Source organism: Paraplanobispora siamensis (assembly GCF_016863175.1).
Classification (GTDB): domain Bacteria; phylum Actinomycetota; class Actinomycetes; order Streptosporangiales; family Streptosporangiaceae; genus Planobispora; species Planobispora siamensis.
The window spans coordinates 1-26,309 of record NZ_BOOJ01000074.1 but is presented as its reverse complement, the minus strand read 5'-3'; the positions used below and the strand labels follow the sequence as shown (position 1 = coordinate 26,309).

At 72.6% G+C, this 26,309-nt stretch carries 31 protein-coding genes; 16 read left to right on the top strand and 15 right to left on the bottom strand.

Features of this window, described 5'->3' with window-relative positions; genetic code table 11:
- Positions 1 to 69: 69 nt before the first annotated feature.
- Genes Psi01_RS37635 through Psi01_RS37620 form a run of 4 tightly spaced genes read right to left on the bottom strand, consistent with a single transcriptional unit; the run spans position 70 to position 3,574 of the window.
- A complete protein-coding gene (locus Psi01_RS37635) occupies positions 70 to 450 on the bottom strand; it encodes a carboxymuconolactone decarboxylase family protein (RefSeq protein ID WP_239128324.1) in 381 nt (126 codons plus the stop codon).
- Complete coding sequence (locus Psi01_RS37630; RefSeq protein ID WP_204068949.1) at positions 443 to 1,354, bottom strand: NAD(P)-dependent oxidoreductase; 912 nt, start codon at positions 1,352 to 1,354, stop codon at positions 443 to 445. The genes Psi01_RS37635 and Psi01_RS37630 overlap by 8 nt, the downstream gene beginning before the upstream one ends.
- Positions 1,351 to 2,100, bottom strand: a complete 750-nt coding sequence (locus tag Psi01_RS37625) for an SDR family oxidoreductase (RefSeq protein ID WP_204068948.1) — start codon at positions 2,098 to 2,100, stop codon at positions 1,351 to 1,353. The genes Psi01_RS37630 and Psi01_RS37625 overlap by 4 nt, the downstream gene beginning before the upstream one ends.
- A 19-nt stretch (positions 2,101 to 2,119) precedes the next feature.
- Positions 2,120 to 3,574, bottom strand: a complete 1,455-nt coding sequence (locus tag Psi01_RS37620) for an aldehyde dehydrogenase (protein WP_204068947.1) — start codon at positions 3,572 to 3,574, stop codon at positions 2,120 to 2,122.
- Positions 3,575 to 3,618: 44 nt separating this feature from the next.
- Between Psi01_RS37620 and Psi01_RS37615 the strand changes: the two genes are divergently transcribed.
- Entirely contained in the window at positions 3,619 to 4,290 is a 672-nt protein-coding gene (locus tag Psi01_RS37615; RefSeq protein ID WP_204068946.1) for a hypothetical protein, read from the top strand.
- Between the two features lie 59 nt (positions 4,291 to 4,349).
- Here the strand turns inward: Psi01_RS37615 and Psi01_RS37610 are convergent, their stop codons facing one another.
- Positions 4,350 to 4,811, bottom strand: coding sequence for a VOC family protein (locus tag Psi01_RS37610; RefSeq protein WP_204068945.1), 462 nt, complete (start codon positions 4,809 to 4,811; stop codon positions 4,350 to 4,352).
- 173 nt (positions 4,812 to 4,984) lie between these two features.
- Here Psi01_RS37610 and Psi01_RS37605 point away from each other — a divergent pair, with 173 nt between their 5' ends.
- A complete protein-coding gene (locus Psi01_RS37605) occupies positions 4,985 to 6,016 on the top strand; it encodes a helix-turn-helix transcriptional regulator (protein ID WP_204068944.1) in 1,032 nt (343 codons plus the stop codon).
- Here the strand turns inward: Psi01_RS37605 and Psi01_RS37600 are convergent.
- The 6 genes from Psi01_RS37600 to Psi01_RS37575 form a co-directional block, all read right to left on the bottom strand.
- Positions 5,980 to 6,531, bottom strand: coding sequence for a Cif family virulence factor (locus Psi01_RS37600; RefSeq protein WP_239128323.1), 552 nt, complete (start codon positions 6,529 to 6,531; stop codon positions 5,980 to 5,982). The two genes, Psi01_RS37605 and Psi01_RS37600, sit on opposite strands and share 37 nt — an antisense overlap.
- A 119-nt stretch (positions 6,532 to 6,650) precedes the next feature.
- Positions 6,651 to 6,848: a ferredoxin gene (locus Psi01_RS37595; RefSeq protein WP_204068943.1), complete on the bottom strand. Its 198-nt coding sequence runs from the start codon at positions 6,846 to 6,848 to the stop codon at positions 6,651 to 6,653.
- A 19-nt stretch (positions 6,849 to 6,867) separates the two neighbouring features.
- Positions 6,868 to 8,217 carry a lanosterol 14-alpha demethylase gene (gene cyp51, locus Psi01_RS37590; RefSeq protein ID WP_275424645.1) on the bottom strand — a complete coding sequence of 450 codons (1,350 nt, stop codon included), beginning with the start codon at positions 8,215 to 8,217 and terminating at the stop codon, positions 6,868 to 6,870.
- Positions 8,214 to 9,068 carry an SDR family oxidoreductase gene (locus Psi01_RS37585; protein WP_204068942.1) on the bottom strand — a complete coding sequence of 285 codons (855 nt, stop codon included), beginning with the start codon at positions 9,066 to 9,068 and terminating at the stop codon, positions 8,214 to 8,216. The genes cyp51 and Psi01_RS37585 overlap by 4 nt, the downstream gene beginning before the upstream one ends.
- Positions 9,069 to 9,142: 74 nt before the next feature.
- Positions 9,143 to 10,402 carry a cytochrome P450 gene (locus tag Psi01_RS37580; protein ID WP_239128322.1) on the bottom strand — a complete coding sequence of 420 codons (1,260 nt, stop codon included), beginning with the start codon at positions 10,400 to 10,402 and terminating at the stop codon, positions 9,143 to 9,145.
- 5 nt (positions 10,403 to 10,407) lie between these two features.
- Entirely contained in the window at positions 10,408 to 11,040 is a 633-nt protein-coding gene (locus Psi01_RS37575; protein ID WP_239128321.1) for a TetR/AcrR family transcriptional regulator, read from the bottom strand.
- Between the two features lie 29 nt (positions 11,041 to 11,069).
- On the opposite strand from Psi01_RS37575, the gene Psi01_RS37570 reads away from it, so the two are divergent.
- The 7 genes from Psi01_RS37570 to Psi01_RS37540 all read left to right on the top strand — a co-directional run bounded on the left by Psi01_RS37570 (position 11,070) and on the right by Psi01_RS37540 (position 17,550).
- On the top strand, positions 11,070 to 11,783 hold the full coding sequence (locus tag Psi01_RS37570) for a hypothetical protein (RefSeq protein ID WP_204068940.1): 714 nt from the start codon (positions 11,070 to 11,072) through the stop codon (positions 11,781 to 11,783).
- Positions 11,780 to 12,136, top strand: a complete 357-nt coding sequence (locus tag Psi01_RS37565) for a hypothetical protein (RefSeq protein WP_204068939.1) — start codon at positions 11,780 to 11,782, stop codon at positions 12,134 to 12,136. Before Psi01_RS37570 ends, Psi01_RS37565 begins: the two co-directional genes overlap by 4 nt.
- A gap of 334 nt (positions 12,137 to 12,470) precedes the next feature.
- Entirely contained in the window at positions 12,471 to 12,803 is a 333-nt protein-coding gene (locus Psi01_RS37560) for a helix-turn-helix domain-containing protein (protein ID WP_204068938.1), read from the top strand.
- Positions 12,800 to 14,284: a sensor histidine kinase gene (locus Psi01_RS37555; protein ID WP_444980732.1), complete on the top strand. Its 1,485-nt coding sequence runs from the start codon at positions 12,800 to 12,802 to the stop codon at positions 14,282 to 14,284. Before Psi01_RS37560 ends, Psi01_RS37555 begins: the two co-directional genes overlap by 4 nt.
- The gene (locus Psi01_RS37550; RefSeq protein ID WP_204068936.1) at positions 14,284 to 14,949 is read left to right on the top strand and encodes a response regulator; all 666 of its coding nucleotides are present in this window, start codon (positions 14,284 to 14,286) and stop codon (positions 14,947 to 14,949) included. The genes Psi01_RS37555 and Psi01_RS37550 overlap by 1 nt, the downstream gene beginning before the upstream one ends.
- Before the next feature lie 120 nt (positions 14,950 to 15,069).
- Positions 15,070 to 16,614 carry a nitrilase-related carbon-nitrogen hydrolase gene (locus tag Psi01_RS37545; protein ID WP_204068935.1) on the top strand — a complete coding sequence of 515 codons (1,545 nt, stop codon included), beginning with the start codon at positions 15,070 to 15,072 and terminating at the stop codon, positions 16,612 to 16,614.
- A gap of 117 nt (positions 16,615 to 16,731) precedes the next feature.
- A complete protein-coding gene (locus tag Psi01_RS37540) occupies positions 16,732 to 17,550 on the top strand; it encodes an SDR family oxidoreductase (protein WP_204068934.1) in 819 nt (272 codons plus the stop codon).
- A gap of 69 nt (positions 17,551 to 17,619) precedes the next feature.
- Here the strand turns inward: Psi01_RS37540 and Psi01_RS37535 are convergent, their stop codons facing one another.
- Together Psi01_RS37535 and Psi01_RS37530 are read right to left on the bottom strand one after the other, a co-directional pair.
- Positions 17,620 to 17,832: a zf-HC2 domain-containing protein gene (locus tag Psi01_RS37535; RefSeq protein ID WP_204068933.1), complete on the bottom strand. Its 213-nt coding sequence runs from the start codon at positions 17,830 to 17,832 to the stop codon at positions 17,620 to 17,622.
- Positions 17,832 to 18,386 carry a sigma-70 family RNA polymerase sigma factor gene (locus Psi01_RS37530; RefSeq protein ID WP_239128320.1) on the bottom strand — a complete coding sequence of 185 codons (555 nt, stop codon included), beginning with the start codon at positions 18,384 to 18,386 and terminating at the stop codon, positions 17,832 to 17,834. Before Psi01_RS37530 ends, Psi01_RS37535 begins: the two co-directional genes overlap by 1 nt.
- A 153-nt stretch (positions 18,387 to 18,539) precedes the next feature.
- Between Psi01_RS37530 and Psi01_RS37525 the strand changes: the two genes are divergently transcribed.
- Both Psi01_RS37525 and Psi01_RS37520 read left to right on the top strand, forming a co-directional pair.
- Entirely contained in the window at positions 18,540 to 19,058 is a 519-nt protein-coding gene (locus tag Psi01_RS37525) for a hypothetical protein (protein WP_204068932.1), read from the top strand.
- Between the two features lie 13 nt (positions 19,059 to 19,071).
- Positions 19,072 to 19,728 carry a DUF4142 domain-containing protein gene (locus Psi01_RS37520; protein WP_239128319.1) on the top strand — a complete coding sequence of 219 codons (657 nt, stop codon included), beginning with the start codon at positions 19,072 to 19,074 and terminating at the stop codon, positions 19,726 to 19,728.
- On the opposite strand, the gene Psi01_RS43815 is transcribed toward Psi01_RS37520, so the two are convergent.
- Positions 19,692 to 20,585 (bottom strand): hypothetical protein, encoded by an 894-nt coding sequence (locus Psi01_RS43815; RefSeq protein ID WP_239128318.1) that lies wholly within the window; start codon positions 20,583 to 20,585, stop codon positions 19,692 to 19,694. The two genes, Psi01_RS37520 and Psi01_RS43815, sit on opposite strands and share 37 nt — an antisense overlap.
- On the opposite strand from Psi01_RS43815, the gene Psi01_RS43810 reads away from it, so the two are divergent.
- From Psi01_RS43810 to Psi01_RS37505, 3 genes are all read left to right on the top strand, one after another.
- Positions 20,559 to 21,257, top strand: coding sequence for a DUF1996 domain-containing protein (locus Psi01_RS43810; protein WP_239128317.1), 699 nt, complete (start codon positions 20,559 to 20,561; stop codon positions 21,255 to 21,257). The genes Psi01_RS43815 and Psi01_RS43810 overlap by 27 nt on opposite strands.
- A 139-nt stretch (positions 21,258 to 21,396) precedes the next feature.
- Positions 21,397 to 22,395 carry a hypothetical protein gene (locus tag Psi01_RS37510; RefSeq protein ID WP_204068930.1) on the top strand — a complete coding sequence of 333 codons (999 nt, stop codon included), beginning with the start codon at positions 21,397 to 21,399 and terminating at the stop codon, positions 22,393 to 22,395.
- Positions 22,392 to 23,840, top strand: a complete 1,449-nt coding sequence (locus Psi01_RS37505) for an NADH-quinone oxidoreductase subunit NuoF family protein (RefSeq protein ID WP_204068929.1) — start codon at positions 22,392 to 22,394, stop codon at positions 23,838 to 23,840. Before Psi01_RS37510 ends, Psi01_RS37505 begins: the two co-directional genes overlap by 4 nt.
- A 32-nt stretch (positions 23,841 to 23,872) precedes the next feature.
- On the opposite strand, the gene Psi01_RS37500 is transcribed toward Psi01_RS37505, so the two are convergent.
- Positions 23,873 to 24,265 (bottom strand): RidA family protein, encoded by a 393-nt coding sequence (locus tag Psi01_RS37500; protein WP_204068928.1) that lies wholly within the window; start codon positions 24,263 to 24,265, stop codon positions 23,873 to 23,875.
- A gap of 169 nt (positions 24,266 to 24,434) precedes the next feature.
- On the opposite strand from Psi01_RS37500, the gene Psi01_RS37495 reads away from it, so the two are divergent.
- Both Psi01_RS37495 and Psi01_RS37490 read left to right on the top strand, forming a co-directional pair.
- Positions 24,435 to 25,412 (top strand): acetylxylan esterase, encoded by a 978-nt coding sequence (locus tag Psi01_RS37495; RefSeq protein ID WP_204068927.1) that lies wholly within the window; start codon positions 24,435 to 24,437, stop codon positions 25,410 to 25,412.
- A gap of 124 nt (positions 25,413 to 25,536) precedes the next feature.
- The gene (locus tag Psi01_RS37490) at positions 25,537 to 26,196 is read left to right on the top strand and encodes a TetR/AcrR family transcriptional regulator (RefSeq protein WP_203879360.1); all 660 of its coding nucleotides are present in this window, start codon (positions 25,537 to 25,539) and stop codon (positions 26,194 to 26,196) included.
- Positions 26,197 to 26,309: the final 113 nt, after the last annotated feature.

Below are 26,309 nucleotides of genomic sequence, written 5' to 3'. Positions count from 1 at the left end.
CCCGGCGCCGATCTCGTCCGGGCCTCAGTCGTCCGGGCCTCAGTCGTCCGGGCCTCAGTCGTCCGGGCCTCAGTCGTCCGGGTCGAGCGAGCGCTGCTTCTCGTACTTGGCGATGAGGGTGTCGATCTGCACGCTCAGCCGCGCGCCCAGGGGCCAGCCGACGTAGTGGGTGAGGAAGACGGCGATCTCCCGGAGTTCGGCGGGGGAGAGCTCGCCGTTGGCCAGGGCCGCCGGGATCTGGATGTCGAGGACGTCGTTGAGCCCCTGACCGGCGAGCACCCCGATGAGCAGCAGCCGCCTGTCGCGCATGGACAGGCCCGGACGGGTCCAGATCTCGGCGAACAGGTGGTCCACGGTGATGCCGAAGAAGTCGCCGGGGGCGTCGCCGATCTCCCAGCCGTACACCTGGCGCATCATCTCCAGCCCGCGCCGCCGCCGCTCGTCACTCACCGTGCCTCCTTGGGGGAAGTCCGAGGCCCTCGGCCAGGCGGTCGAGCGCGAGCCGGGCCAGGGGCGTGTCGACGCCCTGCTCGGCGGCCAGGTCGAGGGCGAGGGACAGGTCCTTCTCGCCGAGTGCGAGCACATTCTCCATGACCGCGTGGAGCGGGTCACCGGGATCGAGGGGCGCTGTGGTGGAGCGGAGCATGATCGAGCCGGGGCCGCCGGTGACGGCGTCGGAGTGCCTGACCACCCGGGCGAGCCGGCGCAGCGGGACCCCGGCCGCCTCCGCCAGCCGCTGCGCCTCGGCCGCGGCGGCGAACGCGGTGAAGTGCAGCAGGTTGCGGGCGAGTTTGGCCCGGGTGCCCGCGCCGACCGGCCCCATGTGCAGGACGAGGTCGGCCCAGGCCCCGAAGGGCTCCCGGCAGCGGGCGAAGGCCTCCTCGGCGCCCCCGACCATCACCGCGAGGGTGCCCGCCTCGGCTCCCATGAAGCCGCCGCTGACCGGCGCGTCCACGACGTCGATCCGGTACGGCAGCGCCCGCTCGGCGAGCCGTACCGCGGTGCCGGCGTGGATGGTGGAGTGGATCGCGACGATCGTGCCGGGAGCCGCCGCGGGGAGGATCTCGGCCGCCACCTCCTCCACCTGGGCGTCGTCCCGGACCATGATCGAGATGATCGGGCAGGCGGCGGCCACCTCGGCGGGGCCCGCCGCGGCCCGGGCGCCCTTGTCCGCCAGCGGGGCCACGGCCTGCGGGCGGGTGTCGTACACGACGAGGCCGCGCCCGGCCAGGTGCGCCGCCATGGGGGCGCCCATCTGGCCCAGCCCGATGAAGCCGTACGGTCCCGACGGCTCGCGGGGCTCCGGCGGCTGGTGAGGTTCCGCCGCCCCGTGCGGCGCGGGTGCGGCGGTCATGAGCGGAACACCTCGCCGCCGTCGACGTTGAAGATCTGCCCGGTGATCCAGGACGCCTCCTCCGAGAGCAGGAACAGGCACATGCCGACCAGGTCCTGCGGGGTGCCCATCCGCTTGAGCGCCAGTTTGTCGCGCACGATCTTGCGCACCATGCCCTCCGGCACGACCGCGCGGTTGGCCTCGGTGTCGATCGGGCCGGGCGCGATGGCGTTGACCCGGATGTTCATCCCGCCCAGCTCGTGGGCGAGCTGCTGGGTGATCCCGTTGACCCCGGCCTTGGCCAGGCCGTAGAAGCCGGAGTACTGCCAGGCCGCGGTGGAGGACTGGTTGACGATCACCCCGCCGCCGCGCTCCTGCATGTACGGCAGGACGGCGCGGGCGCACAGCAGCGCGCCGTCCATGTTCACCGCCATGAACCGCTTGTAGTAGTCCCAGTCCACGGTGAACAGGAAGTCCAGCCGCATGGTGCCGAAGATCGCCGCGTTGTTGACGAGGCAGTCGACGCCGCCGAAGCGCTCCGCCGCCGCGGCGGCCATGGCCCGGACCGACTCGGGGTCGGACACGTCGGTGCGGACGTACAGCCCCTTGGTCTCCTCGGCGACCGCCGCGCCCTTCTCGCTGACGTCGGCGACCACGACGCTCGCGCCCTCGGCCGCCAGCGCCCGCGCGTACGCCTCGCCGATGCCCTGCGCGGCGCCGGTGACGATCGCGACCTTGTTCTCGAAGCGGCCCTCGAACCGGCTCATCCGGCTTCCCCTTCCCGGCTCATGCACCCTCCGCGATCGCCTTGGTCTCCAGGTACTCCTCGAACCCGGCCACGCCCATCTCCCGGCCGATCCCCGACTGCCGGTAGCCGCCGAACGGCACGTCCGCGCCGTACCAGACCCCGCCGTTGACGCTGACGGTCCCGGCCCGCAGCCGCCGGGCCACCGCCCGCGCCCGCTCCGGGTCGCCGCCGTGCACCGCGCCCGAGAGCCCGTACGGCGAGTCGTTCGCGATGCGCACGGCGTCGTCGTCGCCGTCGTGCGGCATGATCACCAGCACCGGGCCGAAGATCTCCTCCCTGGCGGTGCGGGCGGTGTTGTCCAGCCCGGTGATCAGGGTCGGCTCGATCCAGAAGCCCTTGTCCCGGTCCGCCGGCCGCCCGCCCCCGGTCGCGAACGCGCCGCCCTCGGCGCGCGCGAGCTCCAGGTAGCCCTCGATCCGCTCCCGCTGCCGGGCGGAGATGACCGGCCCGCAGACCGTGCGGTCGTCGCGCGGGTCCCCGGCGCCGAGCTTGGCCATCGTGGCGGCGGTCATCTCCACGGCCTCGCCGTACCGGGCGCGGGGGACCAGCAGCCGGGTGGTGATCGCGCAGCCCTGCCCGGCGTGGGTGATCCCGGCGAACGCGGCGTACGAACACGCGGCGCGCAGGTCGGCGTCGTCGAGCACGATGAAGGCCGACTTGCCGCCCAGCTCCAGGAAGACCTTCTTGACCGTCTCGGCGGCGTCGCGCATGACGGCCCGCCCGGTCGCGGTGGAGCCGGTGAAGGAGACCAGGTCCACCCGGGGGTCGGCGGACAGCATCGCGCCGAGGGTGTGGTCGGCGCCGGTGACGACGTTGACGACGCCGGGCGGGATGTCGGTCTCCTCGGCGATGAGGACGCCGAGCACCGCCGCGCACCAGGGCGTGTCGGGAGCGGGCTTGAGCACGACCGTGTTGCCCGCGGCGAGCGCCGGGCCGAGCTTGGCCAGGTTGATCTGGTGCGGGAAGTTCCAGGGGGTGATCGCCCCGACCACGCCCACCGGCTCGCGCACGACGCGGCGGTCGCTGGTCATGCCCATGGGCGCGGCCCGCCCGAGGTCGTGCTCCCACTCGTAGCGCTCGGCCAGATCGGCGAACCAGGCCAGGTCGGCCACGGGGGCGTCGAGCTGCGCGCCGTACGTCAGGAACCGCGGGGCGCCCGCCTCGGAGACGGTGAGTTCGCGCAGCTCGTCGGAGTGGCGGGTGAGCGCCTCGCCGAGCTGGCGCAGGCAGCGCACCCGCAGGCCGGGGTCGGTGGTCCAGCCGGAGTCGTCGAAGGCGCGGCGGGCGGCGCCGATCGCCCGGTCCATGTCGGCGGGGGCGGCGTCGGCGGCCTCGCCCAGGACCTCCTCGGTCGCCGGATCGACCGTCGCGAAGCGCCGGGAGGCGGGGAGGAGCTCCCCGTCGATCAGCAGCGGCGAGGGATTGCCAAGCAAGCGATCGGTTGTTCTGGACACATGTCCAGACTACAGTTCGGTCCATGACGGAACGCAAGGACTATTCCGGAGAATTCGATCCAGGCTTCCGCTTCGAGGATCTGTCGAAGGAGGCCCTGGTCCGTCTCGTCCGGGAGTACGGGCTGATCGTCCACCTGCTCGACCGGGCGGCCCTGACCGCGGTGGGCCTGCGGTACGGGCAGAAGGCGGTCGAGGAGATCGCCATCGAGGAGTGGCGCGGCGCCAGCCCGATCTACACGGACCGGATCCGCGAGATCATGAAGATCGAGGGGAACGGGGTCTCGGCGATCTTCAAGTGCCTCCAGCTCGACCCCGGCTTCGCCCAGCACTACATGGACGTGGAGTACGAGCTCGTCTCCGAGACCCACGGCTTCTTCCAGCTCCGCACGTGCGGGGCGCTGCTGGACGTCGAGCCGTTCGGGGAGCGCGCCATCCGCGGGATGTGCCACCACATCGAGGACGGCACCTTCGACTGGACCGCCCAGGCGGTCAACCCGCGCGCCCGCATCCGCCCGGTGCACCGCCCGCCCCGGGACCCGGCCGGGCGGGTCCCGCACTGCCGCTGGGAGGTCGTCATCGACGAGGAGACCGAGCCGGTCGGGGAGGCCGAGATCACCCGGATGACCCGGGGCACCACGGCGGCACTCTTCCGCTTCCCGCCGATGCGCGACGGCACCCCGCACGTCCCCGCCTGACCGCGCCCGCCGTACGACCAGCTCGGCCGGGTCGCGTCAGTCGCCTCGGCCGGGCCGTGTCAGTCCAGGCAGAACTCGTTGTCCTCGGGGTCGGTCATCACGATGAAGCCGGCGCTCATCGGGGGCTCGGGCTCGTGGCGGCGCACCCGCTTGGCCCCCAGCCCGACGAGCCGGTCGCACTCGGCCTCCAGCGCAGCCATTCTCTCCTCTCCCTGCAGCCCGGGAGCCGCGCGGACGTCGAGGTGGACGCGGTTCTTGGCGACCTTGCCCTTCGGGACCCGCTGGAAGAACAGCCGCGGGCCCCGCCCCTCCGGGTCCTCGATGGCCGACGCCGCGTTGCGCTGATCCTCCGGTACGCCGGCCCGCGCGAGGAAGTCGTCCCACGCGGCCAGCGGGTCGGCCCCCTCGGGCAGGTCGACTCCGGGCGGGCCGGGGTGGACGTAGCCCAGTACGTCGCGCCAGAAGGCCGACAGCGCCCGCGGGTCGTGGGCGTCGAAGGTGACCTGGATGTGACGGCTCATCGGGTTGCTCCGTTCGTATCGGGTTCCGTGTGCGGGCAGGGGGCGCGCGGCGCCCGGTTCCAAGCGTCCGCTTCCGGGCGCCTGGTTCCAGTGGAGCCCCTCCGTGCCCGCGGAACCACCCTGACACTCCAGGCGGACAGGAACGGTCCGCTATTTCTGGCAGAGTTGGTGATGTGGACGCGGCGAGCGGTGACGAGCTGGGTACGACGGAGCGGGTGCTCACCCTGCTCGGGCTGTTGCAGCAGCGCCGGGTCTGGACCGGCCCCGAACTCGCCGACCGGCTCGGGATCACGCCTCGCACGGTACGGCGTGACGTCGAGCGGCTGCGCGCGCTCGGCTATCCGGTGCACGCCGGCCAGGGCGTCGGCGGCGGCTACCGGCTCGGCCCGGGCAAGGACCTGCCGCCGCTGCTCCTCGACGACGAGGAGGCGATCGCCACCGCGGTCTCGCTGCTCGCCGGCGCGGGCGGCGCGGTCGCCGGAGCCGGTGACGCCGCGCTGCGGGCGCTGACCAAGCTCGACCGGGTGCTGCCCACCCGGCTGCGGCACGAGGTGCGCGCGCTCTCCGGCTCGGTGGAGTCCTTCGGCGGAGGCCGTACGCCGGTCGACCCCGAGGCGCTCATGACGCTGGCCAGAGCCTGCCGTGACGAGGTCGAGATCGGCTTCGGCTATCCGTCCGGGGACGAGGTACGGCAGCGGCGGGCCGAGCCCCACCGCCTGGTCGCCTCCGACCGGCGCTGGTACCTGCTCGCCTACGACCTCGACCGCGACGACTGGCGCAACTTCCGCGTCGACCGGATGACCGGCGTCTCCGCGCGGACCTGGCGCTTCCGCCCGCGTGCGACGCCCGACGCGGCGGCGTACGTACAGGAGAGCGTGGCGAGCCGGGTCTACCCGCACCGGGCGCGCTTCCTGGTGCACGCGCCGGCCGACACGGTGCGCGCGCAGGTCCCGGCGTCGGCGGCCGTCGTACGGGAACGCGGGAGCGGGCGCTGCGAGGTGCTAAGCGGCGCCGGCAGCCTCGACTTCGTGCTCATGCACGTGGTCCTGCTGGGGCACGACTTCGAGGTGCTCGACCCTCCGGAGCTCGGCGGCCGCTGCCGCGTACTGGCGGAGAGGCTGCTGGCGGCCGGTGCGGCGATCCCGCCGGAGGGGACCGCCGGCGAGGATCACCAGAGCGGGACCGGGGTCTCGCCGCGCCGGTAGTAACCGGGGACCGGCTCCCCCGAGGCCGCCCGGTCGAGGCGGCGCTTCATGCCCTCCGACAGGACACCGGCCTTCATCATCTCCACGAACAGCGAGGTGACGTTCCCCATGTCGAACCAGTCGCGCTGCCAGGACCACCGGAAGCCGCCGCCGTACCGGAACCAGCTGCCCCCGATGCCCGCCACCTCGTAGGCGCCGCCGTCCGGGCGCCTGGCGTCGGCGACCTGCTTCCAGAAGCCGACCACCTCGCCGTTGCGGTCGTCGACGAGGATGCTCTGGTACGGGTAGGACCAGCCGTCCAGGCCGCCCATCTCCGAGCCGAGCGCCAGGTCGCGGATCTGCTCCCGGCCCACCGCCATGAAGTCCTGGCCGGGGCCGACGTTCCAGCCGTAGGTGGCGTCCTCGGTGTAGAGATCGGCCAGCGGGCGCCAGTCGCCCGCCTCCTCGCAGCGCCGGTTGGCCTCCAGCCACCGGTTCACCATCTCGTCCAGCTCGTCACGGTCGAAGGCGGGCACGGGGTCTCCTCTCCACGGGCTCGGGGGGTTCGAGGGCTTGGGGGGTTCGAGGGCTTGGGGGGTTCGAGGGTTCGGGGGCGGGGGTTCGGGGGGCGGGGTTCAGGGGTCGGCGCTTCGGATCAGGGGTCCGGAACCAGCCGCAGCGCCCGGGTCGGGCAGTAGCGGACGGCCGCCTCGACCTCGCGGCGCAGCGACTCGGGAGGCCCGGGGTCCAGGATCCGGACCTTCCCCTTCCGGGGGACCTCGAAGACGTCGGGCGCCTCCAGCTCGCACATCGCGTGTCCCTGGCACAGGTCGAGATCGGCCTCCACCCTCACGGCAGCCTCCGGGGATCCGTCACGGCCGCCTCCTGCGATAGCGCACCGCGCACGGGCGGGCCAGCTGCACGACCATCTTCGAGTGGTCGTTGCGGTAGGAGTCCGGGTCCTGGGCGAGGGAGAACTCCCAGTCCCGCAGGAGCACCGAGAAGATCGCCTTGAGCTGGATCATCGCGAAGTTCGCGCCCACGCAGCGGTGCCGCCCGGCGCCGAACGGCACCCAGGTCCACCGGTTGAGCACGTCCTCCTCGCGGGGTACGGCGTAGCGCGCCGGGTCGAAGGCGTCCGGGTCGGGGAAGTCCCCGGCGATCCGGTTGGAGACCGCCAGGCTGCAGCCGACCATCGTCCCGGCCGGGATCCGGTACCCCAGCACCTCCTGGTCGGACTTGGCCACGCGCAGCAGCAGGATGAGCGGCGGGTGCAGGCGCAGCGCCTCCTTGATCGCCGATTCGAGCCGGGGGATCTCGCGGAGGGCCTGGAAACTGATCTCCGAGCCGTCGGCGTAGAGCTCGTCGAGCTCCCCGACGACCCCGCGCAGCACGCCTGGGTGGCGCAGCAGCTCGATCAGGGTCCAGGCCGCCGTACCGGAGCTGGTGTGATGTCCGGCGAACATCATCGAGATGAACATCCCGGTGACCTGGTCCGCCGGGAACCGCTCCGAGCCGTCCTCCTCGCGGATCGACATCAGGACGTCGAGGAGGTCGCGCTCCTCCCGCGGCGGGCGCGGCGCGGCGGCCCGCTCGTCCATGATCTCCTGCACCAGCGCGACGAGCTGCACGCGCGCGGCGTCGCGGCGGCGGAAGCTCTCGATGTCGGCGTACGGATCGACGTAGGCCAGCGCGTCGGTGCCCCGCTCCAGGTCGTGGTACAGCTCGGCGAAACGGCGGTCGAGCCGCTCGCGGAACCGCTTGCCGATCAGGCACGCCGAGGAGGTGTAGATGGTCAGCTCGGCGAACCAGTCGAGCAGGTCGATCTCGCCCTCGTCCCCCCATCCGGCGACCATCCGACCCACCTCGGCGGCGATCGTGGCGGCGTGGCCTTTGAGGAAGGAGCCCTTGAGCGCCTGGTTGTGCAGGGCCTCGCGGCGCTGCTCGGGGGTGGCGTCGAAGACGACCCCCTCGCCGAAGATCGGCGTCATGAAGGGGTAGGCCTCGGCCTGGTCGAGGTCCTCGTCGGGGGCGCGGAAGAAGAACTCGTTGGCCTCCGCCCCCGACAGCAGCACCACGGGACGGCCGGCCAGCCGGAACTCCCCGACGTCGCCGCACTCCTCGCGGACCCGCCGCATCAGGGCGATGGGGTCGGTACGGAGCTCCTCGAGGTGGTCGGGGCCTCCGGAGACGACGGCGGGCTGTCTCATCGCCTTCGTCACGCCCGCTCCTCTCCGGCTCCGGCGGGGGCAGGGGCGTCGGCCGTTCCCGGCCCGGTGGGAGCCGGAGCCGCCGCGGGCTTCACGACGGCCGCCTCCGGCTGCACCTCGACGAGCGTCAGGTGCGTGCCGCGCGGCGTGGCGACGACGGCGGCGATCACGGCGGCGACGTCCTCGGGCCGCAGGAAGTACGGATGCCGGGCGAGCCCCCACCGCACCCACTCCTCCAGGACCTCCCCGGTCGTCTCGGCGTCCCAGCCCATGCCCATGCCGGTCATGGTCGGGCCGGGACGGACGACCGAGGCCCGGACCCCGGTGCCCTCCAGCTCCATCTGCAGAGCCCTGGCCATGCCCTCCACGCCGTTCTTGGCCGCGACGTACGCCCCCATGCGGGTGCGCGGGGCCCGTACGACGTCGGAGGAGACGAGCACGATGTCGCCCCGGGCGCGCGCGACCATGCCGGGCACGACGTGGGAGACCAGGCGGTGCGCGCCCACGAGATGGACCTGGAGCTGGGCGGCGAAGTCCTCGGAGTCCAGGTCGTGGACGCGCTCGGCGCCCAGGTCCCCGGCTCCGGAGACGACGATCTCGGGGTCGCCGAGCGCGGCGGCGGCGGCCGAGACGAAGCGCGCGACCGAGCCGGAGTCGGAGACGTCCAGGGGGTAGGCGAAGGCCTCGCCGCCGTCCTTGCGGATGGTCCCGGCGATCTCCTCGCACCGGTCCGCCCGCCGCGCGCCGAGGGCGACCGGGTGGCCCGCGGCGGCCAGCAGGGCGGCGGTGGCGGCGCCGATCCCGGAGGAGGCCCCGGCGATCAGCGCGGGGCGGCGGTGCGGATGGGGTTCGAATCGGGGCATGTGCGCGCTCTCCAGACACTGATGTGATTCACGGCGCGGTCCGGGGGTGACTCATGACAGGGGGCGGGGGTGACTCATGACGGGGTGCGGAGGGTGACGGAGACGGGCAGGGAGGCGAAGCCGCGGACGTTGACCGAGTGCACGCGCACGGCGTTGTCCTCGTCCACCTCGTAGTCCCCGACCCGCCGGACGAACTCGGTCAGCGCCACGCGCGCCTCCAGCCGGGCCAGGTTGGCGCCCAGGCAGAAGTGCCGCCCGCCGCCGAAGCTGACCATCTGGGAGGTGTCGCGATCGAGGTCGTAGGCGTCCGGATCGGGGAAGACCCGGGGGTCGCGGTTGGCCGCGCCGATCAGCAGCAGCAGCCGGTCGCCGGCGGGGACCGGCCGGCCGTACAGCTCGATGTCCTCGGTGACGGTGCGGGCGATCATCTGGCTGGAGGCGTCGTAGCGGAGCGTCTCCTCCACCCAGTCGCCGACCCGGGCCGGGTCCCGCATGGGCCCGGCGAGCTGGTCGGGGTTGCGCCGGGCCCAGTGGAGCGCGTTGGCCAGCAGCTTGGTGGTGGTCTCGTTGCCCGCCACCACCATGAGGAAGAGGAAGGCGATGACCTCCTCCTCGCTCAGCCGGTCACGGCCCTCCCGGGCGGTCAGCAGCGCGGAGGGGAGGTCGGCGCCGGGCCTGCGGCGGCGCTCGGCGACGAGGTCCTGGTAGTAGCCGACGAGGGTCAGGGAGGCCTCCATCCCGGCGGGCGGGACGTCGTTGAGGCCCTCCTCGCGGTGGACGACCAGGTCGGCCAGGCGCCGCAGCTCGTCCCTGTCGGCCTCGGGCACGCCCATCAGCTCGCAGACGACGTCCATCGGAAGCCTGCCCGCGACGTCGGCGACGAAGTCGAACTCGCCCTTCTCCAGGGCGGGATCGAGATGGCGGCGGGTCAGGCGCAGGATCTCGTCCTCCATCTCGCGGACCCTGCGGGGGGTGAAGCCCTTGGAGACCAGGGACCGCATCCGGGTGTGCCCGGGCGGGTCCATGCCGAGGAAGGACATCGTGCGACGGGCGTGCGGGCCCCAGGCGCTCGGGTCGATCGAGACGCCGTTGGCGTTGGAGAGGCGCTCGTGGTCCCTGAAGGCGCCCGCCACGTCGGCGTGCCGGGACAGCGCCCAGAACCCGAGCTCGTCGTTGCGGTAGAGCGGAGCCTCCTCCCGCAGGCGCGCGTACGTCGGATAGGGGTCCTCGTGCATCGCGTAGTCGTAGGGGTTGTACGCGACCTGCCCGTGCGTGCCCAGAGGGGAGTCGTGCGTGCTCTGCGGGGAGTCGTGCGTGCTTCGGGGGGAGTCCACGGTGGTCACCTCACGATGAGGTCGGCGATGTCGGCGAGGCGGTCGGCCATCTCTCCGTAGGAGGTGTAGCCCATCCCGGCATGGAGGAGCGCGCCCGCGTAGGCGAACTCCAGCGCGTTCAGCGTCCGGTGCTCGGCCCGCGAACCGAGCGCGGCCCGCAGGCGGCGGCGGATGGCCAGGCCGATGCGGGCACGCAGCTCCTGGACGTCGGGGTCGGTGCCGAGCATCGCGGTCGTGCAGGCCGCGGCGAGCCGGGGCTCGTCCGAGACCAGCAGGGTGATCTCGCGGAGCACGGCGACCACGCGCTCGCGCGCGCCGGCCACGGTGTCGGCCGCGTCGGCCGCGTCGGCCGCGTCCACGGCGTCGGCCGTACCCGTCGCGTCGGCCGCGTCCACCGGGGGCAGGGCGCTCAGCCGCCGCCAGAACACCTCGGTGACGAGGTGGTTCTTGGAGGCGAAGTAGGTGTACGCCGTCGCCGGCGCGACCCCGGCCCGGCGGGCGACGTTGCGCACGGTCAGCCCGTCGAAGCCGGTCTCCCGGACCTCCTCGACGGCCGCCTCGGTCAGCCGCCGCACGGTGTCCGCCTGACGCTCGGTCAGCCGGCGGCGGGTGGGCTCTGCAACCAACTTTCCGGACACATGTCCAGACATTAGTTCGGACACCCTCTATGCACAAGCGATTGCTCGGTTCGCGTGACGGAGGGCAGGCGGGTCGCGGTGCTGAGCGCTGGACGGTCGACGCGCTGAACGTCTCCGGCGGGCGGATCACCGGCGCCACGGCGCGCGGTCCGGGCGGCGCGAGCCGGGCGATCGAGGCCGACTGGTTCATCGTCTCCATGCCGTCGGAACAGGCGGCGAAGCTGACGAGCCCCGCCGTCGTGGCGGCCGACCCGAAGCCGGCGGACATCGCCAAGCTCCGCCAGGACTGGATGAACGGCCTGATGTCCTTCCTCAAGAAGGGGCTGCCGCTCACCCCCGGCCACGTGAACTGCATGGACTCGGGCCGGGCGGTCACCTCCATCGGCCAGGCGCAGTTCTGGGATCGGGACTTCAGACTTCACCGCGTACGGCGACGGCACGGTCCGCGACTGCCTGTCCACGATCACCTCGGACTGGTCCACGGCCGGGAACTTCAACGGCAAGAAGGCCAGGGACTGCACGCCCCAGGAGGTGGCCGCCGAGACGTGGGCGCAGATCAAGGCCCACCTCAGCGACGGCGGCAGGACCGTCCTCACCGACGACATGCTGCACTGCCGGTTCCTCGCCCCGGCCATCGTCGCCTCCGGGACCGCGGACGTGACCAACGACGAGCCGCTGTTCATCCAGCACCCCGGCTCGGGCTGCCCAACGAGTTCGACGTCCTCGACACCCGGTGGCCGTGAACGGGGAGCGCGCCGACGCGGTGATCGTGGGCGCGAGGTGCGCGAGGTGCGCGAGGTGCGCGAGGTGCGCGAGGTGCGCGAGGTGCGCGGGGTCGGCCGCGGCCGCCGCCCTGGCCGGCGCGGGCCGGAAGGTGATCGCGGTCGACCCCGCGTGGCAGCGCCGCCGTGACCGCGAGTGCCTGGAGACCTTCCACTGGACCGTACGCGCCCTGCTGCGGCCCGGCGCCGACCGGTACGGCCTGCTCCGCTACGCGGGCGGGACGATCCGGGGACTCCGCGCCGAACGACGCACGACGACCCCCCTGCCGAACGGCACCTCCCCGGCCGGTCCCGGCTCAGTGGGGGAACACTGAGGCAGGACTCGGCGGTACGGCCGATCGTGTGGGCTTCGCCTTTATATAAGGATTTGTTATATTGGCGGCACGGCTTGGGAAATCACGCCGCACAGTGATGTGAATGCCTGGTTTCTCGACATCTGCGAGAACGACCCGGCCGCAGCAGAGAAGATCGAAGAAGCGCTGGACGAGCTCGCCCTCTGCTTTTCGTGTCCGACCCCGCGCGAGAGGCGATCGTGCTGGTCGCCGGTGACGAAGCGGGAGAATGGAACCGGTGGTACCGCACGGCGATCTCCTTGGCGGAGGAGCGCTATGCCGCATATCTCGCAGAGAAGGACAAGGAGGAACGCCGATGAGTCAGTTCGTGAAGTGGTCCGATACCAAGGCCGAGATCCGCGAGATCGACTCCGAATGGGACTCCCCGGAGCGCGTCGCGGCTCGGGAGGCCAGCCGCGAACAGCTGCGAGCGGAACTGCGCGGCACCCAGCTCGCCGAGATGCGTAAGCGTCTGGGCGTCTCCCAGAAGCTGCTGGCCGAACGCATGGGCGTCTCCCAGGCACGTGTGTCCCAGATCGAACACGGCCAGATCGGCGGTCTGGAGACACTGCGCTCCTATGTCGTCGCCCTGGGCGGGACGTTGGACGTGGTGGCCGACTTCGGCGACCACTCGGTGAAGGTGGCCTGATCAGGCGGAGTGACGCCTGGGCACGGTGGATCGCCGGGTTCCGGGGGGTTTCGCCGGTCGTCGTCGATGTCGTGATCACCGGTGCGGTGGCCGTCGCCACGCTCTGGTCCGGGCTGCGCTGGGCCGGTGGGGGGCCGGGGGTGGTGCTGCTGGCCCTGGGGGCGTCGGTTCCGCTGCTGTGGCGGAGGATGGCGCCCGTCCTGACCGCCTCGGCGGTGTGCGCCGCCACGACCGGGCTCGCGATGGTCCAGGCGCTGCCGCCGCTGCCGTACGGCGCGCTGGTGGGGGCGTACACGGTGGCGGCGCTCAGCACGCGGTGGGTGCGCCTGCTGAGCGGGGTCGCGGGCGCGGGGCTGCTGGTGGTGTCCCTCGTGCTGCCGGGTGAGCCGCCGGAGTCCTTCGGATACGTCGGCATGGCCTTCGCCGCAGCCTGGGCGCTGGGGACCGGCGCGCGGGCGCGCAGAGCGGAGATCGCCACGCTGGAGGAGCGCGCCCGCCGGCTGGAGGAGGAGCGGGCGGCCGCCGCCGCGCACGAGCGCACACGCATCGCCCGCGACATGCACGACGTCCTGACCCACTCGGTCGGCATCATGGTCGTCCAGGCGGACGCGGGCTCCCTGATGGTGCGGGCCGACCCGGACCGGGCCGAGGCCGCCTTCGAGGCGATCGGGCGGACCGGCCGTGAGGCGGTCGGCCAGCTCCGCCGAGTCCTGGGCGCGCTGCGGTCGGGCGACGGCGACGGCGACGGCGACGGGGGCGGCGCCGGTGCTCCCGGTGGGCTCGCGCCGCCGCCGGGGCTCGGTGAGCTGGGACGCCTGGCCGAGCGGGTCAGGGACACCGGGCTGAAGGTGGTCGTCGAGTCCTCGGGCGAGGCCGGGCCGGTGCCCGCCGACGTCGACATGGCGGCCTACCGGCTCGTCCAGGAGTCGCTGACGAACACGCTCCGGCACGCGGGGGCCACCACGGCGTGGGTACGGCTGCGCTGGTCGCCGGAGAGCCTGCGGATCGAGGTGACCGACGACGGCCGCGGCCCGGCCCCGGAGGGGAGTGCGGCGGGCCACGGCCTGATCGGCATGCGGGAGCGGGTGACGGCATGCGGAGGCACACTCTGGACGGGTCCGGGGCGGAGCGACTCCGGGCAGGACAACTCCGGGCGGGACAACTCCGGGCGGGACAACTCCGGGCGGGACAACTCCGGGCGGAGCGACTCCGGGCGGGACAACTCCGGGCGGAGCGACTCCGGGCGGGACAACTCCGGGCGGGGCGAGGAGACGGGCGGCGGGTTCACCGTCGCCGCGACACTGCCGATCGGGCCCGTGCCGGTCGGGAGGATGCCGGGTGAATCCGCGCGGGTCGGGATGGTGCCGGATGGGACGCCGATGGTTGGGTCTCCGCCGGATGAGCTGCCGGTTGAGGCCGTTCGAAGGGAAGCGGGCCGCGGTCGTCGTGATGCCGCGGGGTGGAGGGGAGGGGATCGTTGATGGTGCGCGTACTCGTCGTGGATGACCAGGATCTGTTCCGTGGCGGGTTCTCCCTGATCCTCGGCGCCCAGCCCGGCATCACCGTCGTCGGGGAGGCCGCCGACGGGGCCGAGGGCGTTCGCAGGGCGGTGGAGCTCCGGCCGGATGTGGTGTTGATGGACATCCGGATGCCGGGCATGGACGGGATCGAGGCGACGACCCGGATCTGTGAGAGCACCGACGCCAGGGTTCTGGCGCTGACCATGTTCGATCTCGACGAGTACGTCTACGCCGTGCTGCGGGCCGGGGCCAGCGGCTTCCTGCTGAAGGACGCCCACCGGGACGAGCTGGTAGCCGCCGTCCGCGTGGTCGCCGCGGGGGAGGCGCTCCTGGCCCCGACGGTGACACGGAGGCTGATCTCCGATCTGGTACGGCGGGGCGGCGCCGTACCGCGCCTGAAGGCCCGGCTCGGCGAGCTGACCGCCCGGGAGCGGGAGACGCTGGAGCGGGTGGCGCGGGGGATGTCCAACGCCGAGATCGCGGCGGCGCTGTACGTGAGCGAGCACACCGTCAAGACCCACGTCAGCAACCTGCTGGCCAAGCTCGGGCTGCGCGACCGGGCGCAGGCGGTGGTCTTCGCCTACGAGTCGGGACTCGTCGTGGCGGGGGCTCACTCCTGGGAATGAGGACGGGTTCACTCCTCGCGGCGATCCCCTGAGCGCTACTCACGGGCAGCATTCGAAGCCCGTCCCGGCCCGGGGCCCCTCCGAGGGGCCCGAAGGCCACTCTGTGAGGAGAGCGCTCCGATGCACCCGCCGCCCGGTCCCGCCGAGTCCCCCCTTCGCTCCGTGCCCTCCCCGCCCTCTCCCGTTCCCGCGCCGCCCGCCGTACCGCCCCCTCCCGCCGGCATGCGGCTGCCGGTCGTTCTCGCCGCCGCCGTCACCACCGCCGTCCTGTTGTTCTACGGCACCGGCCTGACCCCGCTGCCGTGGCTCACCTGGCTGGCGCCCCTGCCGGTGCTGCTGCTCGCGCCCCGGGTCTCCGCGCCCGTCGCGGCCGTCGCGGCGTTCGGAGCCTGGGGCGCCGGTGGGCTGAACCTGTGGAGCCTGCAGCGGGACCGGCTGGCGGTCCCGCTGCCGGTGGCGCTGCTCAGCGTGGTGCTCCCGGCCCTGCTGGCGGTCGCGGCCGTGCTCCTCTTCCGGGTTCTGCTGGGGCGGGGCAGGCCGGTCGCGGCCGCGGTGTCGGTGCCCGCGGTGTGGGTGAGCGGGGAGTACCTGGTCTCGGTCCTCGGGCCGGACGGGGCGCTGTGGAGCCTGGCCTACACCCAGGCCGACGTGCTGCCGGTGCTCCAGCTCGCCTCGCTCACCGGTGTGTGGGGCATCACGTTCACACTGACGGCGGTCCCGGCGGCCGTCGCCGCGATCCTCGCGCCGGGGACGGGCGGACGCGCGCGCCTGGGCGTGGGCCTCACGACGCTGGTCCTGCTCGCCGCGGTGGTGGCATACGGGACCGTACGGCTCGCCGCCCCCGCGGGCCCGAACCGGAACGTGGCGCTGCTGGCCGCCGGGCAGCACGGGGACTGGGCCCCGGTGGACACGCCCAAGGGAGCCGGGAAGCTCCGGGACATGCTGGCGCGCCTGCGCGCCCTGCCTCCGGAGACGGACGTGGCCGTGCTGGCGGAGGGTGTCTTCGTCACCGAGGCGGCGGACCTGCCGAAGATCACCGGGCCGCTGGGCGCGCTGGCCCGCGAGCGCCGGACGGACATCGTCGCCGGAGTGATCGTCACCGACACCGGACACAACACGGCCATGCTCTTCCCCGCCGGAGGGGGAGGGCCGCAGGTCTACCGCAAGCGGCACATGGTGCCCGGCGTCGAGCCGTACGAGCCGGGCGAGCGGGCCCTCGTCCTCGGCGACACGGGAGTGGCGATCTGCAAGGACCTGGACTTCCCCGCCCTGGCCAGGGAGAACCGGCAGAGCGGCGCCACGGTCATGCTCGTGCCCTCCTGGGACTTCGGGCTCGACGCCTGGCAGCACTCCCGGATCGCGGTGACGCGCGGCGTGGAGAACGGCTTCGCGGTCGTGCGCGGCGCGGCGGACGGGAACCTGACGGTCAGCGACCCGTACGGGCGCGTCCTGGCCGAGCGGGCGGCCGGGGGCCGCGCCGTCGTGAGCGTCACGGCGGCTGTACCGGTCGGCGGAGCCGGCACCCCCTACACCGGCTGGGGCGACTGGTTCGCCTGGTCCTGCCTGGCCGGGGCCGCGGCCCTCGCCGGATGGGCGCTCCGGGGAGGGCGGGACCGCCCCCGGACGGGACCGGCGCTCCGCGGCGCGTCCCCGGAGACCGCATGACGGCCGCGGGCGCGGGTAATACCCGCTCGTCGCGGGCCGGGACGGGCAGGGGCCCGGGCAGGACGAGGCCACGGGGGAGTCCCCGCCGGGCGAGGGATCCTTCGGGAGAGGACGAGCATGAGCGAGGCACCGATCTCCGAGTCCGGATACGACCGGATCGCGATCATCACCGGGGCGGACTCCGGCATCGGCAAGGCGACCGCGGTGACCCTGGCCGAGCAGGGCTTCGACGTGGGGATCACCTTCCACTCCGACGAGTCCGGCGCCGAGGAGACCGCCAAGCTGGTGCGCGGCCGCGGCCGGGCCGCGGCCGTACGCCGCCATGACCTGACCGACCCCGAGCGGGCCAGTCGGGTGGTGGACGAGCTGGCCGAGGAACTGGGCGGGCTCGGGGTCCTGGTCAACAACGCCGGGACCGGCAGCAGCCGCCCGCTGCTGGAGATGGACTTCGCGGAGTGGCGCTCGGTGGTGTCGGTGGACCTCGACGGCGCCTTCCTGTGCGCCCAGCGGGCCGCGCGGCGCATGGTCGACGCGGGCCGGGGAGGCCGCATCGTCAACGTGACGAGCGTCCACGAGCAGTATCCGCGCGTCGGCGCCGGGCCGTACTGCGCGGCCAAGGGGGGCCTGCGGATGCTCAGCCGGGTGCTGGCGCTGGAGCTGGCCCCGCACGGGATCACGGTGAACACCGTCGCCCCGGGCGAGATCGCCACCCCGATGACGGGGCAGGAGGACCAGCCGCCGAAGCCCGGCAGCCGTCCCGGCTATCCGATCGCCCGGCCCGGCGACGCCCGCGAGGTCGCCGCCGCCGTGGCGTTCCTGGTGGGCCCGACCTCGTCGTATGTCACCGGGGCCTCCCTGTTCGTGGACGGGGGGCTGGTCCTCATGGGCCCGCAGGCGGCCGGCGCCCTCGACTCGGGGGAGTGGCGCGAGGGCTGAGCGGGGACCGGGGCGCGGCGGGCCGCCGTCCAGGCGGCTCCGCAGTGGCGCCGGGTGCGGACCCGGACGTCAGCGCGACGTCCGGTCGTCGTCGAGGGAGTTGGATCGGTCCCGCCGCACCGCGTCGAGCAGGCCGGGAACCTCGCTCAGTTCCCGGAGCTCGACCTGGCACGCCTCACACGACATGAGATGGCGTTCGAACGCCTCGTGGTCCTCTTCGTCGAGCACGCCGAGGGCGTATGCCGCCACGTCTTCATGCACGTCGCGTGAGGAGGGGGACATCAGCTCGCCACACCTCTCTCCTTCAGGATCCTCCGGAGAGCACGGATCCCGTAGTAGAGCCGGGACTTGACCGTGCCCGGCGGGATCCCGAGGATCTCCGCCGCTTCACTAATCGTACGGTCCCGTAGGTAAGTGTGCTCGATGACTTCACGATGTTCTTGGGACAGATCGCGAAGAGCCTCAGCGACGAGCATCGCCTCCAGAGCCTGTTCCGATCCGTCGGGGACGGATATGGCGTCCGCGTCGGCGGGTTCGACCTCCTGAGGTCGAGCCCCCCTACGGCGGCGGCCGTCGATGACGATGCGGCGGGCGACTGTGAGCAACCAGGCCCACAAAAGGCCTGGTTCCCGGTGCAATCTCCCCGCGTTTCGCCAGGCCCGGACGATCGTCTCCTGGACGACGTCCTCGGCCCACTGCAGATCGTTGCCGGTGGCCTTGCGTACATGCCGGAGCAGAGGAGCACCGAACTCCTGGTAGAGAACCTCTATCAGGACATCATCATCGTCGGTTTCCGCGCTCTCGTACCGGCTGTCGAGATGACGAGGCACGAGCACATCTTTACACCATCGTTATGGTCCCGTGTGCAACTCTCGCAACTCCAGTTATTTCTAACTATCTCCGAACTTGTAGTGAACCACCTCTGAGATGGGCGCGTACCTCCCACCAAGTGCGCCCGCACCTGCGGGCTCTTGGGAAAAGGAACGATCATGGCAGTACGGTACGCCCCCTGGCTGGCCGGGACCGTTTTCGCCCTCGTCACCCTCACCGGATGCGGCATGGACGCCACCTCCGCCCAGAACTCCTCCGGCCAGGCCTACGCCACCTCCGAGGCGGTGAAGGAGCACGAGGGCCACGCCTTCCTGCAGGCCTCGGACCTCGGCACCGTCATCGACGCCGAGGGCCGCACGCTCTACCGCTTCGACAGGGACAAGCCGTCGGTGTCCAACTGCGACGGGAAGTGCGCGGCCAAGTGGCCGCCCGTCACCACCCCCGACCAGGTCATGGTCGAGGGCATCGACGAGAGCCTCGTCAGCACGACCGAACGGCCGGACGGCACCATGCAGGTCACCCTGGGTGGCTGGCCCCTCTACCGATTCTCCGGAGATCAGATTCCCGGGGACGCCAAGGGCCACGGTGCGGGAGGCACCTGGTTCGCGAGCGCCCCGGACGGCAGAAAGGCGCAGGCGCCGGATGGTGCGGAACCGCAGGCTCCGGACGGTTACTGAACCGGGACGGACCATGCGCAGATCACTGCCGGGACGGGTGATGCGCAGATCACTGCCCGGCCGTGTCGGCAACGGAGAGCTGCTGCTGTTCGGGACGTTCCTGGCGGTCGCCGGTCTGGCGGTCGTGTTGATCACCCCGTCCGGAGGGCTGCCCGCCTCGCAGGCGGCCACCCCCCAGGGCTGGACCCAGACCCAGTACGGCCCGCTCAGCCCGGCCGACCGGGACTTCCTGGTCAAGGTCCGCCAGGCCGGCCTGTGGGAGATCCCCACCGGCCAGCAGGCCCAGCAGCGGGCCGGCAGCAAGCGGGTCAAGGAGGTCGGCATGCATCTGGTGACCGACCACCAGAAGCTCGACGTGCAGGTCCGCTCGGTCGCGGCCCAGCTGGACGTGAAGCTGCCCGACCAGGCGAGCGCCGACCAGCGGCGCTGGATGGCCGAACTGTCGTCCAAGTCCGGCGCCGACTACGACCGGACCTTCGCCGACCGGCTCCGCCAGGCCCACGGCAAGGTCTTCAACGTGGTCGCCGCCGTACGCGCCGGCACGCGAAACGACCTCGTCCGATCCTTCGCCCAGCGGGCGGTGGAGGTGGTCATGAAGCACATGACCCTGCTGGAGAGCACGGGTCTCGTCGACTACACGGCCCTTCCCCAACCACCCGCGCCACAGTGAGGAGAGACAGATCCATGAAACGGATAAAACGGCTGTACACCCCGGTGATCGCTTTCACCTTGGTCGCCGGAGTCCTGAGCGGAGCGGGTCCCGCTGCCGCCGACCACTGCGACCCTGCCGAGCAGGGGCAGCAGCAGAACCAGCAGAACCAGAACCAGCAGAACCAACAAGATCAGCAGAATCGGCAAGGCCAGAACCAGCAGGATCAGCAGGGCCAGGGCCAGCAACAAGACCAAGGCCAGCAGCAGGACCAAGGCCAGCAGCAGGACCAGGACCAGCAGGCACAGGGCCAGCAGGGGCAGAACCAGCAGGGGCAGGATCAAGGTCAGCAGAACCAGCAGCAGGACCAGGGTCAGCAGAACTCTGACCAGCAGGCCCAGCAGGATCAGCAGGGTCAGAACCAGCAGGACCAGGGCCGGCAGCAGGACCAGGACCAGCAGGCACAGGGCCGGCAGCAGGACCAGGACCAGCAGGGACAGAACCCGGACCAGCAGGGCCAGGAGCAGAACCAGGGCCAGCAGGATCAGAACCAGCAGAACCAGCAAGGTCGGAACCAGCAGGACCCGGCGCCGCAGGATCCCGGTGAGCAGGACCAGAACCAGAACCCGGACCAGCAGGGTCAGGGCCAGGACCAGGGCCAGCAGGGCGAGGAAGAGGCGTGCGCCGACCTCGGCCCGTTCCCGCAGGACTTCGTCGACATCCGTCAGGTGCAGCCGAACCTCCAGGCGCCCCGCTTCCAGCGCGGCGGCTCCAGGGGCACCTTCGTCTCGCGGTGCGGCAGGAACGAGAACGGCCACCGCAACCCCGACAACTTCATCGTCGCGCCGGGTGTGCGAAACGGCGCACACCACCAGCACGACTACGTCGGCAACCTGTCCACCGACGCCTTCTCCACCGACGCCAGCCTGGCCGCGGCGGGGACCACGTGCGCCTTCGGCGACCGCTCGACCTACTTCTGGCCTGTCCTGAGGGACCGTACGGTCGACGTCAACACCGATGACGCGGACGGCAACGTCGGGCGGATCCTGACCCCCCGGGTGGCGACCATGCAGTTCCGGGGCAACCCGGTGGCCAGGGTGACCGCGATGCCGCGGTTCCTGCGGATGATCACCGGCGACGCCAAGGCCGCGACCAACGGCGGCGCCAACGCCCGCGCCCAGTGGACCTGCAGCGGGTTCACCAACCGGGTGCTGACCGACAAGTATCCGCTCTGCCCCCGGGGCAGTCTGGTCATGCGGATCCTGGACTTCCCGAGCTGCTGGGACGGTCAGAACACCGACAGCGCCAACCACCGCACCCACGTGCTGTTCCCCGACGGCAACGGGGCCTGCCCGGCCGGCACGCGGCCCATCCCGCAGCTGCGGATGACCCTGGCCTACTCCACGCCGCGCACGCCGTCCTTCGCACTCGACGCCTTCCCCGAGCAGCTCCACAACCCGGTGACCGACCACGCCGACTTCGCGAACGTGATGCCCGACAGGCTCATGCGGTTCGCGGTGGACTGCATCAACCGAGGCCGTCGCTGCTGACGGCGTCTTCTCCATCCCCTGAGCGGCACCCTCTCCGCTTGGACGATGAGGAGGCATTGTGCGCAACACCATGGAAAACACCCCGCGCGATACGGAGAGACCCGGACGCAGCCAGGCGCGGCACTCCCGTCAGGAGCCCGTGTCCTACCTCGACCGGCGGCTCACCCGGATCGCGGTCGGAGCGGGGATCACCGTGGTCACGGTCGGGCTGCTGATGTTGACCCGGACCGAGGCGGGCGCGCAGATGACCGGGAGACTGTGGGGATTCCTCTCCTTCTTCGCCGGCGTTTTCGCGCTCGTCTCGCTGACGGCCACCGTCGCGCTCGGGCTGCTGTCCGCGGACCGGGTCGTGCTGCCCGCCATGGGCAGGGTCAGGACCCAGCTCCTGCACCGGGCGACGGCGATGGTCGGCATGGCGTTCCTGGCGACCCACATACTGATGAAGATCTCGGAGGGGCGTGCCCCGGCCATGGCCGCCGTGGTGCCGATGCCCGGAACCACCGTGGTTCTGGGGCTCGGCACCTTCGCCTCCGACGTCATGATCCTGATCTTCGCCACGGGGATCGCCCGCGCCGGCTTCGCCGAGACCAGCAGGCCGTGGGTATGGCGGGTCCTGCACGGGTCCGCCTACCTGGCGTGGCCTCCGGCGATCATGCACGGCCTGGGCGCGGGCCGGTCACCCGCCTCGTGGGTGACCTGGAGCTATGTGCTCTGCCTGGTCGCGGTCGGCGTGGCGCTGCTGATCAGGGTGGCCAGCGCCCTGCGGCCCAGGCAGGCACCGGCCTTCGCCGAGACCGCGGCCGAGCGGATCGTCGCGGCCGAGCGGCCCGAGGACCTCAGGCGGCCCGTCGAGGCCGTGGCGGCGCGGACCGGGACCGACGACCTGGCCCCGGCCGCGGGCGGATCCGCGAACATGCCCACGAGCATCGTCGGCCGCGTCCCGCGCAGAGAGCGCGGCATCCGGATCGTGCCCAACGACGAGGCGCAGATCCAGGTCGTGCCGGACGACGCGCCACAGATCCGGGTCGTGCCCGACGACGCGGCGCAGATCCCGCAAATCCGGGTCGTGCCCGACGACGTAACAGAGAACGGAACAGAGAGCCTGGCGGACGTCCGCCGGATAGGAGGGATCGGATGATTCCCTACAGAGTTCCCCCGATCAAGCGGCTGGGACCGGCCAGGCTCACCGCGGGACTGGACGAGACCAGGAGGATGAACCTGTCCGCCCACCGGGCCATGCACGGCACGGGACCGCGGATGGACGCCCAGGAGCTCGCCGAGCTGGCCGACTCGGTGGACCTGCGGGGCAGGGGCGGGGCGGCCTTCCCCTTCGCCCGCAAGGTCCGCGCGGTGAGCGCCAACCGCACGGAGCCGGTCGTCCTGGTCAACGGGGCCGAGGGCGAGCCGGCCAGCAGCAAGGACGCGATGCTGCTCACCCGGACCCCGCACCTGGTCATCGAGGGCGCCCTGATCGCCGCCGGCGCGCTCGGCGCGCGCAAGGTCGTGGTCGCCACCGCCGCCGGCGGGCTCGGCGAGGCGTCGGTGGCCGCCGCGATCGAGGAGCGGGGCGCGGGCGACCAGGTCCGCGTGGTCGGGATCAAGGAGAGGTTCATCTCCGGCGAGAGCAGCACCCTGGTCAGGGCGGTGAACGGGCAGGGCGGCGGGCCCTCGGGCCGCAAGACCAGGACCAGCGACAGCGGTGTGGACGGCCGCCCCACCCTGCTGTCCAACGCCGAGACCTTCGCCCAGCTCGCGGTGCTCGCCACCCTGGGACCTGAGAGCTACGCCGACGTCGGGACCGCACGCGAGCCCGGCACGGTCCTGCTCACCGTGGGCGGGGCGGCGGGCGACCCTGCGGTGATGGAGGTGGCCACGGGGACTCCGCTGTACGCCGTGATGGACGCCTGCCGGGCGACGTCGGGCGACGGCGTGCTGATCGGCGGGTACCACGGCGCGTGGATCCATCCGGACGCCGCGGCCCTGGCCACGGTGTCCCGGCAGGGCATCGCCGACGCGGGCGGGAGCCTCGGCGCGGGGATCATGGTGCCGCTCGGGAACGAGACCTGCCCGCTGGGCGAGACGCTCCGGGTGGCGCGCTATCTGGCCGCGGAGTCGTCCGGGCAGTGCGGGCCCTGCCGGCTCGGCCTGCCGGACCTCGCCCGCACCATGGGCGACCTCGTCGACGGGTCGGCCGCCGCACTGGAGGAACTGCGCCGCAGGGCGGCCGCCGTCCGGGGCAGGGGCGCGTGCTTCCACCCCGACGGCACGTCCAAGTTCGTGCTGTCGGCCCTGACCGCCTTCCCCGACGACGTTCAGGAGCACCTGCTGCGCGGGACCTGCGGGCGCCCGATCACCGGGGTGCTCCCGCTCCCGGAGAAGGAGAAGGAACCCGAGATCCGGCTGACCATCGACTGGACCCGCTGCCAGGGGCACGGCCTGTGCGCCAAGCTCGCCCCCGACCTCGTCCGGCTCGACGAGCACGGGTTCCCGGTCTTCTCGCGCGAGGCCGTACCGCCGCAGCTGCTGCGTCTGGCCCGCCGGTCGGTGGAGATGTGCCCGGCGCTCGCGTTGAGGATGGGCTGATGAGAGGGGGAGCGATGGCCTGGTGGCGCCGGTCAGGCGGGGGAGACGGCGGCGACCGCCTCCACCTCGATCAGGATGTCCGGCCGGAAGAGGCCGGCGACCTGCACGAGCGAGCTGGTCGGGGGCCGTCCGGTGTTGACGAACTCGTCGCGTACGGCCCGTACCACGGGCAGCGCCGAGGTGTCGACGACGAAGATGGTCAGCTTGAACACGTCGTCCCAGGTGGCGCCGGCGGCTTCGAGCGCGGCCCCGACGTTCTCCATGACCTGGCGGGTCTGGGCCTCCCAGTCGCCCGCGGGCGCCACCGTGCCGTCCGGGGCGATCGGGACCTGGCCCGAGGTCCAGACGAGCCGGCTGCCGGGGGCGACGCTCGCGACGGTGCTGTAGCCGCTGGTCGCGGGGACGGGGAAGTCGACGGTGCTCACGAGTGGTCCTTCCGGTCACAGGATCGGGAACGGCGGGTCCCGCCGCCCGGAACCGGTGCGGGCCCGTGGGACCGGGAGCGGGAAGTGATCACTGGGGACCACGGAAGTAAGGTATCGAACTTGATCGCAGCGCATCGCGGCGAGTGGCCCCCACCCACGAGGAGACACCGTGCCCCTGTTCGACCTGTCCCTGGAGAGCCTCCGCGACTACCTCCCGCAGCGTGACGAGCCCGCCGACTTCGACGACTTCTGGGCCGGGACGCTCGCCGAGGCGGACGCGTTCGGCCTCGACCCCGTGTTCACGCCGTACGACACGGCTCTGACGGCCGTCGAGGTCTACGACGTCTCCTTCGCGGGCTGGGGCGGTCACCGGATCGGCGGCTGGCTGGTGACGCCGAAGGCGGAGGCTCCCGTGCCGTGCCTGGTGCACTACATCGGCTACAGCGGCGGCCGGGGCTTCCCGCACGACCACCTCATGTGGCCGGCGGCGGGCTTCGCCGTACTCGTGGTGGAGACCCGCGGGCAGGGCGGTCAGAACGACCAGCGGCCGGGTGTCACGGGCGACCCGCACGGCGGGAGCTTCGCCGAGGCGCACGGCGTGATGACGCGCGGCATCCTCGACCCCGAGGAGTACTACTACCGGCGCGTGTTCACCGACGCGGTGCGCGGGGTGGACGTCGCGGCGACGCATCCGGCGGTGGACGCGGGCTGGATCGCGGTCGGGGGAGGCAGCCAGGGCGGGGGCATCGCCCAGGCGGTCGCCGCGCTCCGGCCCGACGTGCGGGCGGCGCTGATCGACGTGCCGTTCCTGACCCACTTCCGCAGGGCCGTGGAGATCACCGGCAGGGACCCGTACCAGGAGATCGTGCGCTTCCTGGCCACCCACCGCGACGGCGCCGAGCGGGCCTTCCGCACGCTGTCCTACTTCGACGGGCTCAACTTCGCCGCACGCGGGCAGGTCCCCGCGCTCTACTCGGCGGCGCTGATGGACGAGGTCTGCCCGCCCTCGACGGTCTTCGCAGCCCACAACCACTGGAAGGGGCCCAAGGAGATCACCGTGTGGCCGTGGAACGGCCACGAGGGCGGGGGCGGTTTCCAGCGCGAGGAGGAACTGCGCTACCTGCGCAAGCTGGCCGACGGCCGCTGAGACCGCACCTGCGCAAGCCGGCCGACGGCCGCTGAGACCGCACCTGCGCAAGCCGGCCGACGGCCGCGCCGCGCATGGGTCATGATGATGATCGGCGGTCATCCGGGACCCGAGGAGGTGGGCCGTGCCGACGGCCACGTGGGAACGGCTTCCCGAAGCGCGGCGCGCGGCGGTGCTGCGGGCGGCGGAGGAGGAGTTCGCGGCGCACGGGTTCTCCGGCGGGAGCCTCAACGTCATCGCCCGCAACGCCGGGGTGGCCAAGGGCAGCCTGTTCCAGTACTTCACCGACAAGATCGACCTGTACACCCACCTGTCGGAGCTGGCCTGCGCGCGCATCTCGGCGCACATGGGCCGGCACATCGCCCGGATGCCGTGGGAACGGGGGTTCTTCGCCGCCTACCGGCAGCTGGTGCTGGTGTGGATGGAGTACTTCCGCACCCATCCGGTGGAGCTGGCGCTGACGGCGGCGGTGAACCTCGAACCGGAGCCCTCGGCGCGCCTGGCCGTGCGCGAGGTGGTCAACCGCTTCTATCTGCGGGACCTGCGGCCCCTGCTGGAGCGGGCGCGCGAGGCCGGCGACCTGCGCCCGGACGCCGACCTGGACGCCTGCCTCGCGCTGCTGCTGATGGTCCTGCCGCACCTGGCGCTGGCGCCGTCCTATCCGGGGCTCGATCCGGTCCTGGGCCTGAGCAGCGGCGACCCCGCCCAGGTGGAGGCGGCGGCCATGCGGCTGCTGGACGTCTTCGAGGCCGCCTTCGGCACCCGCGTCACCGCCGAGCCCTGACCGGGGGCGCCGTACGGAGTCCCGGCCCGCGCGCCGTACCGGACCCCGAACCCGGTCCCGGCCCGCGCGCCGTACCGGACCCCGAACCCGGTCCCGGCCCGCGCGCCGTACCG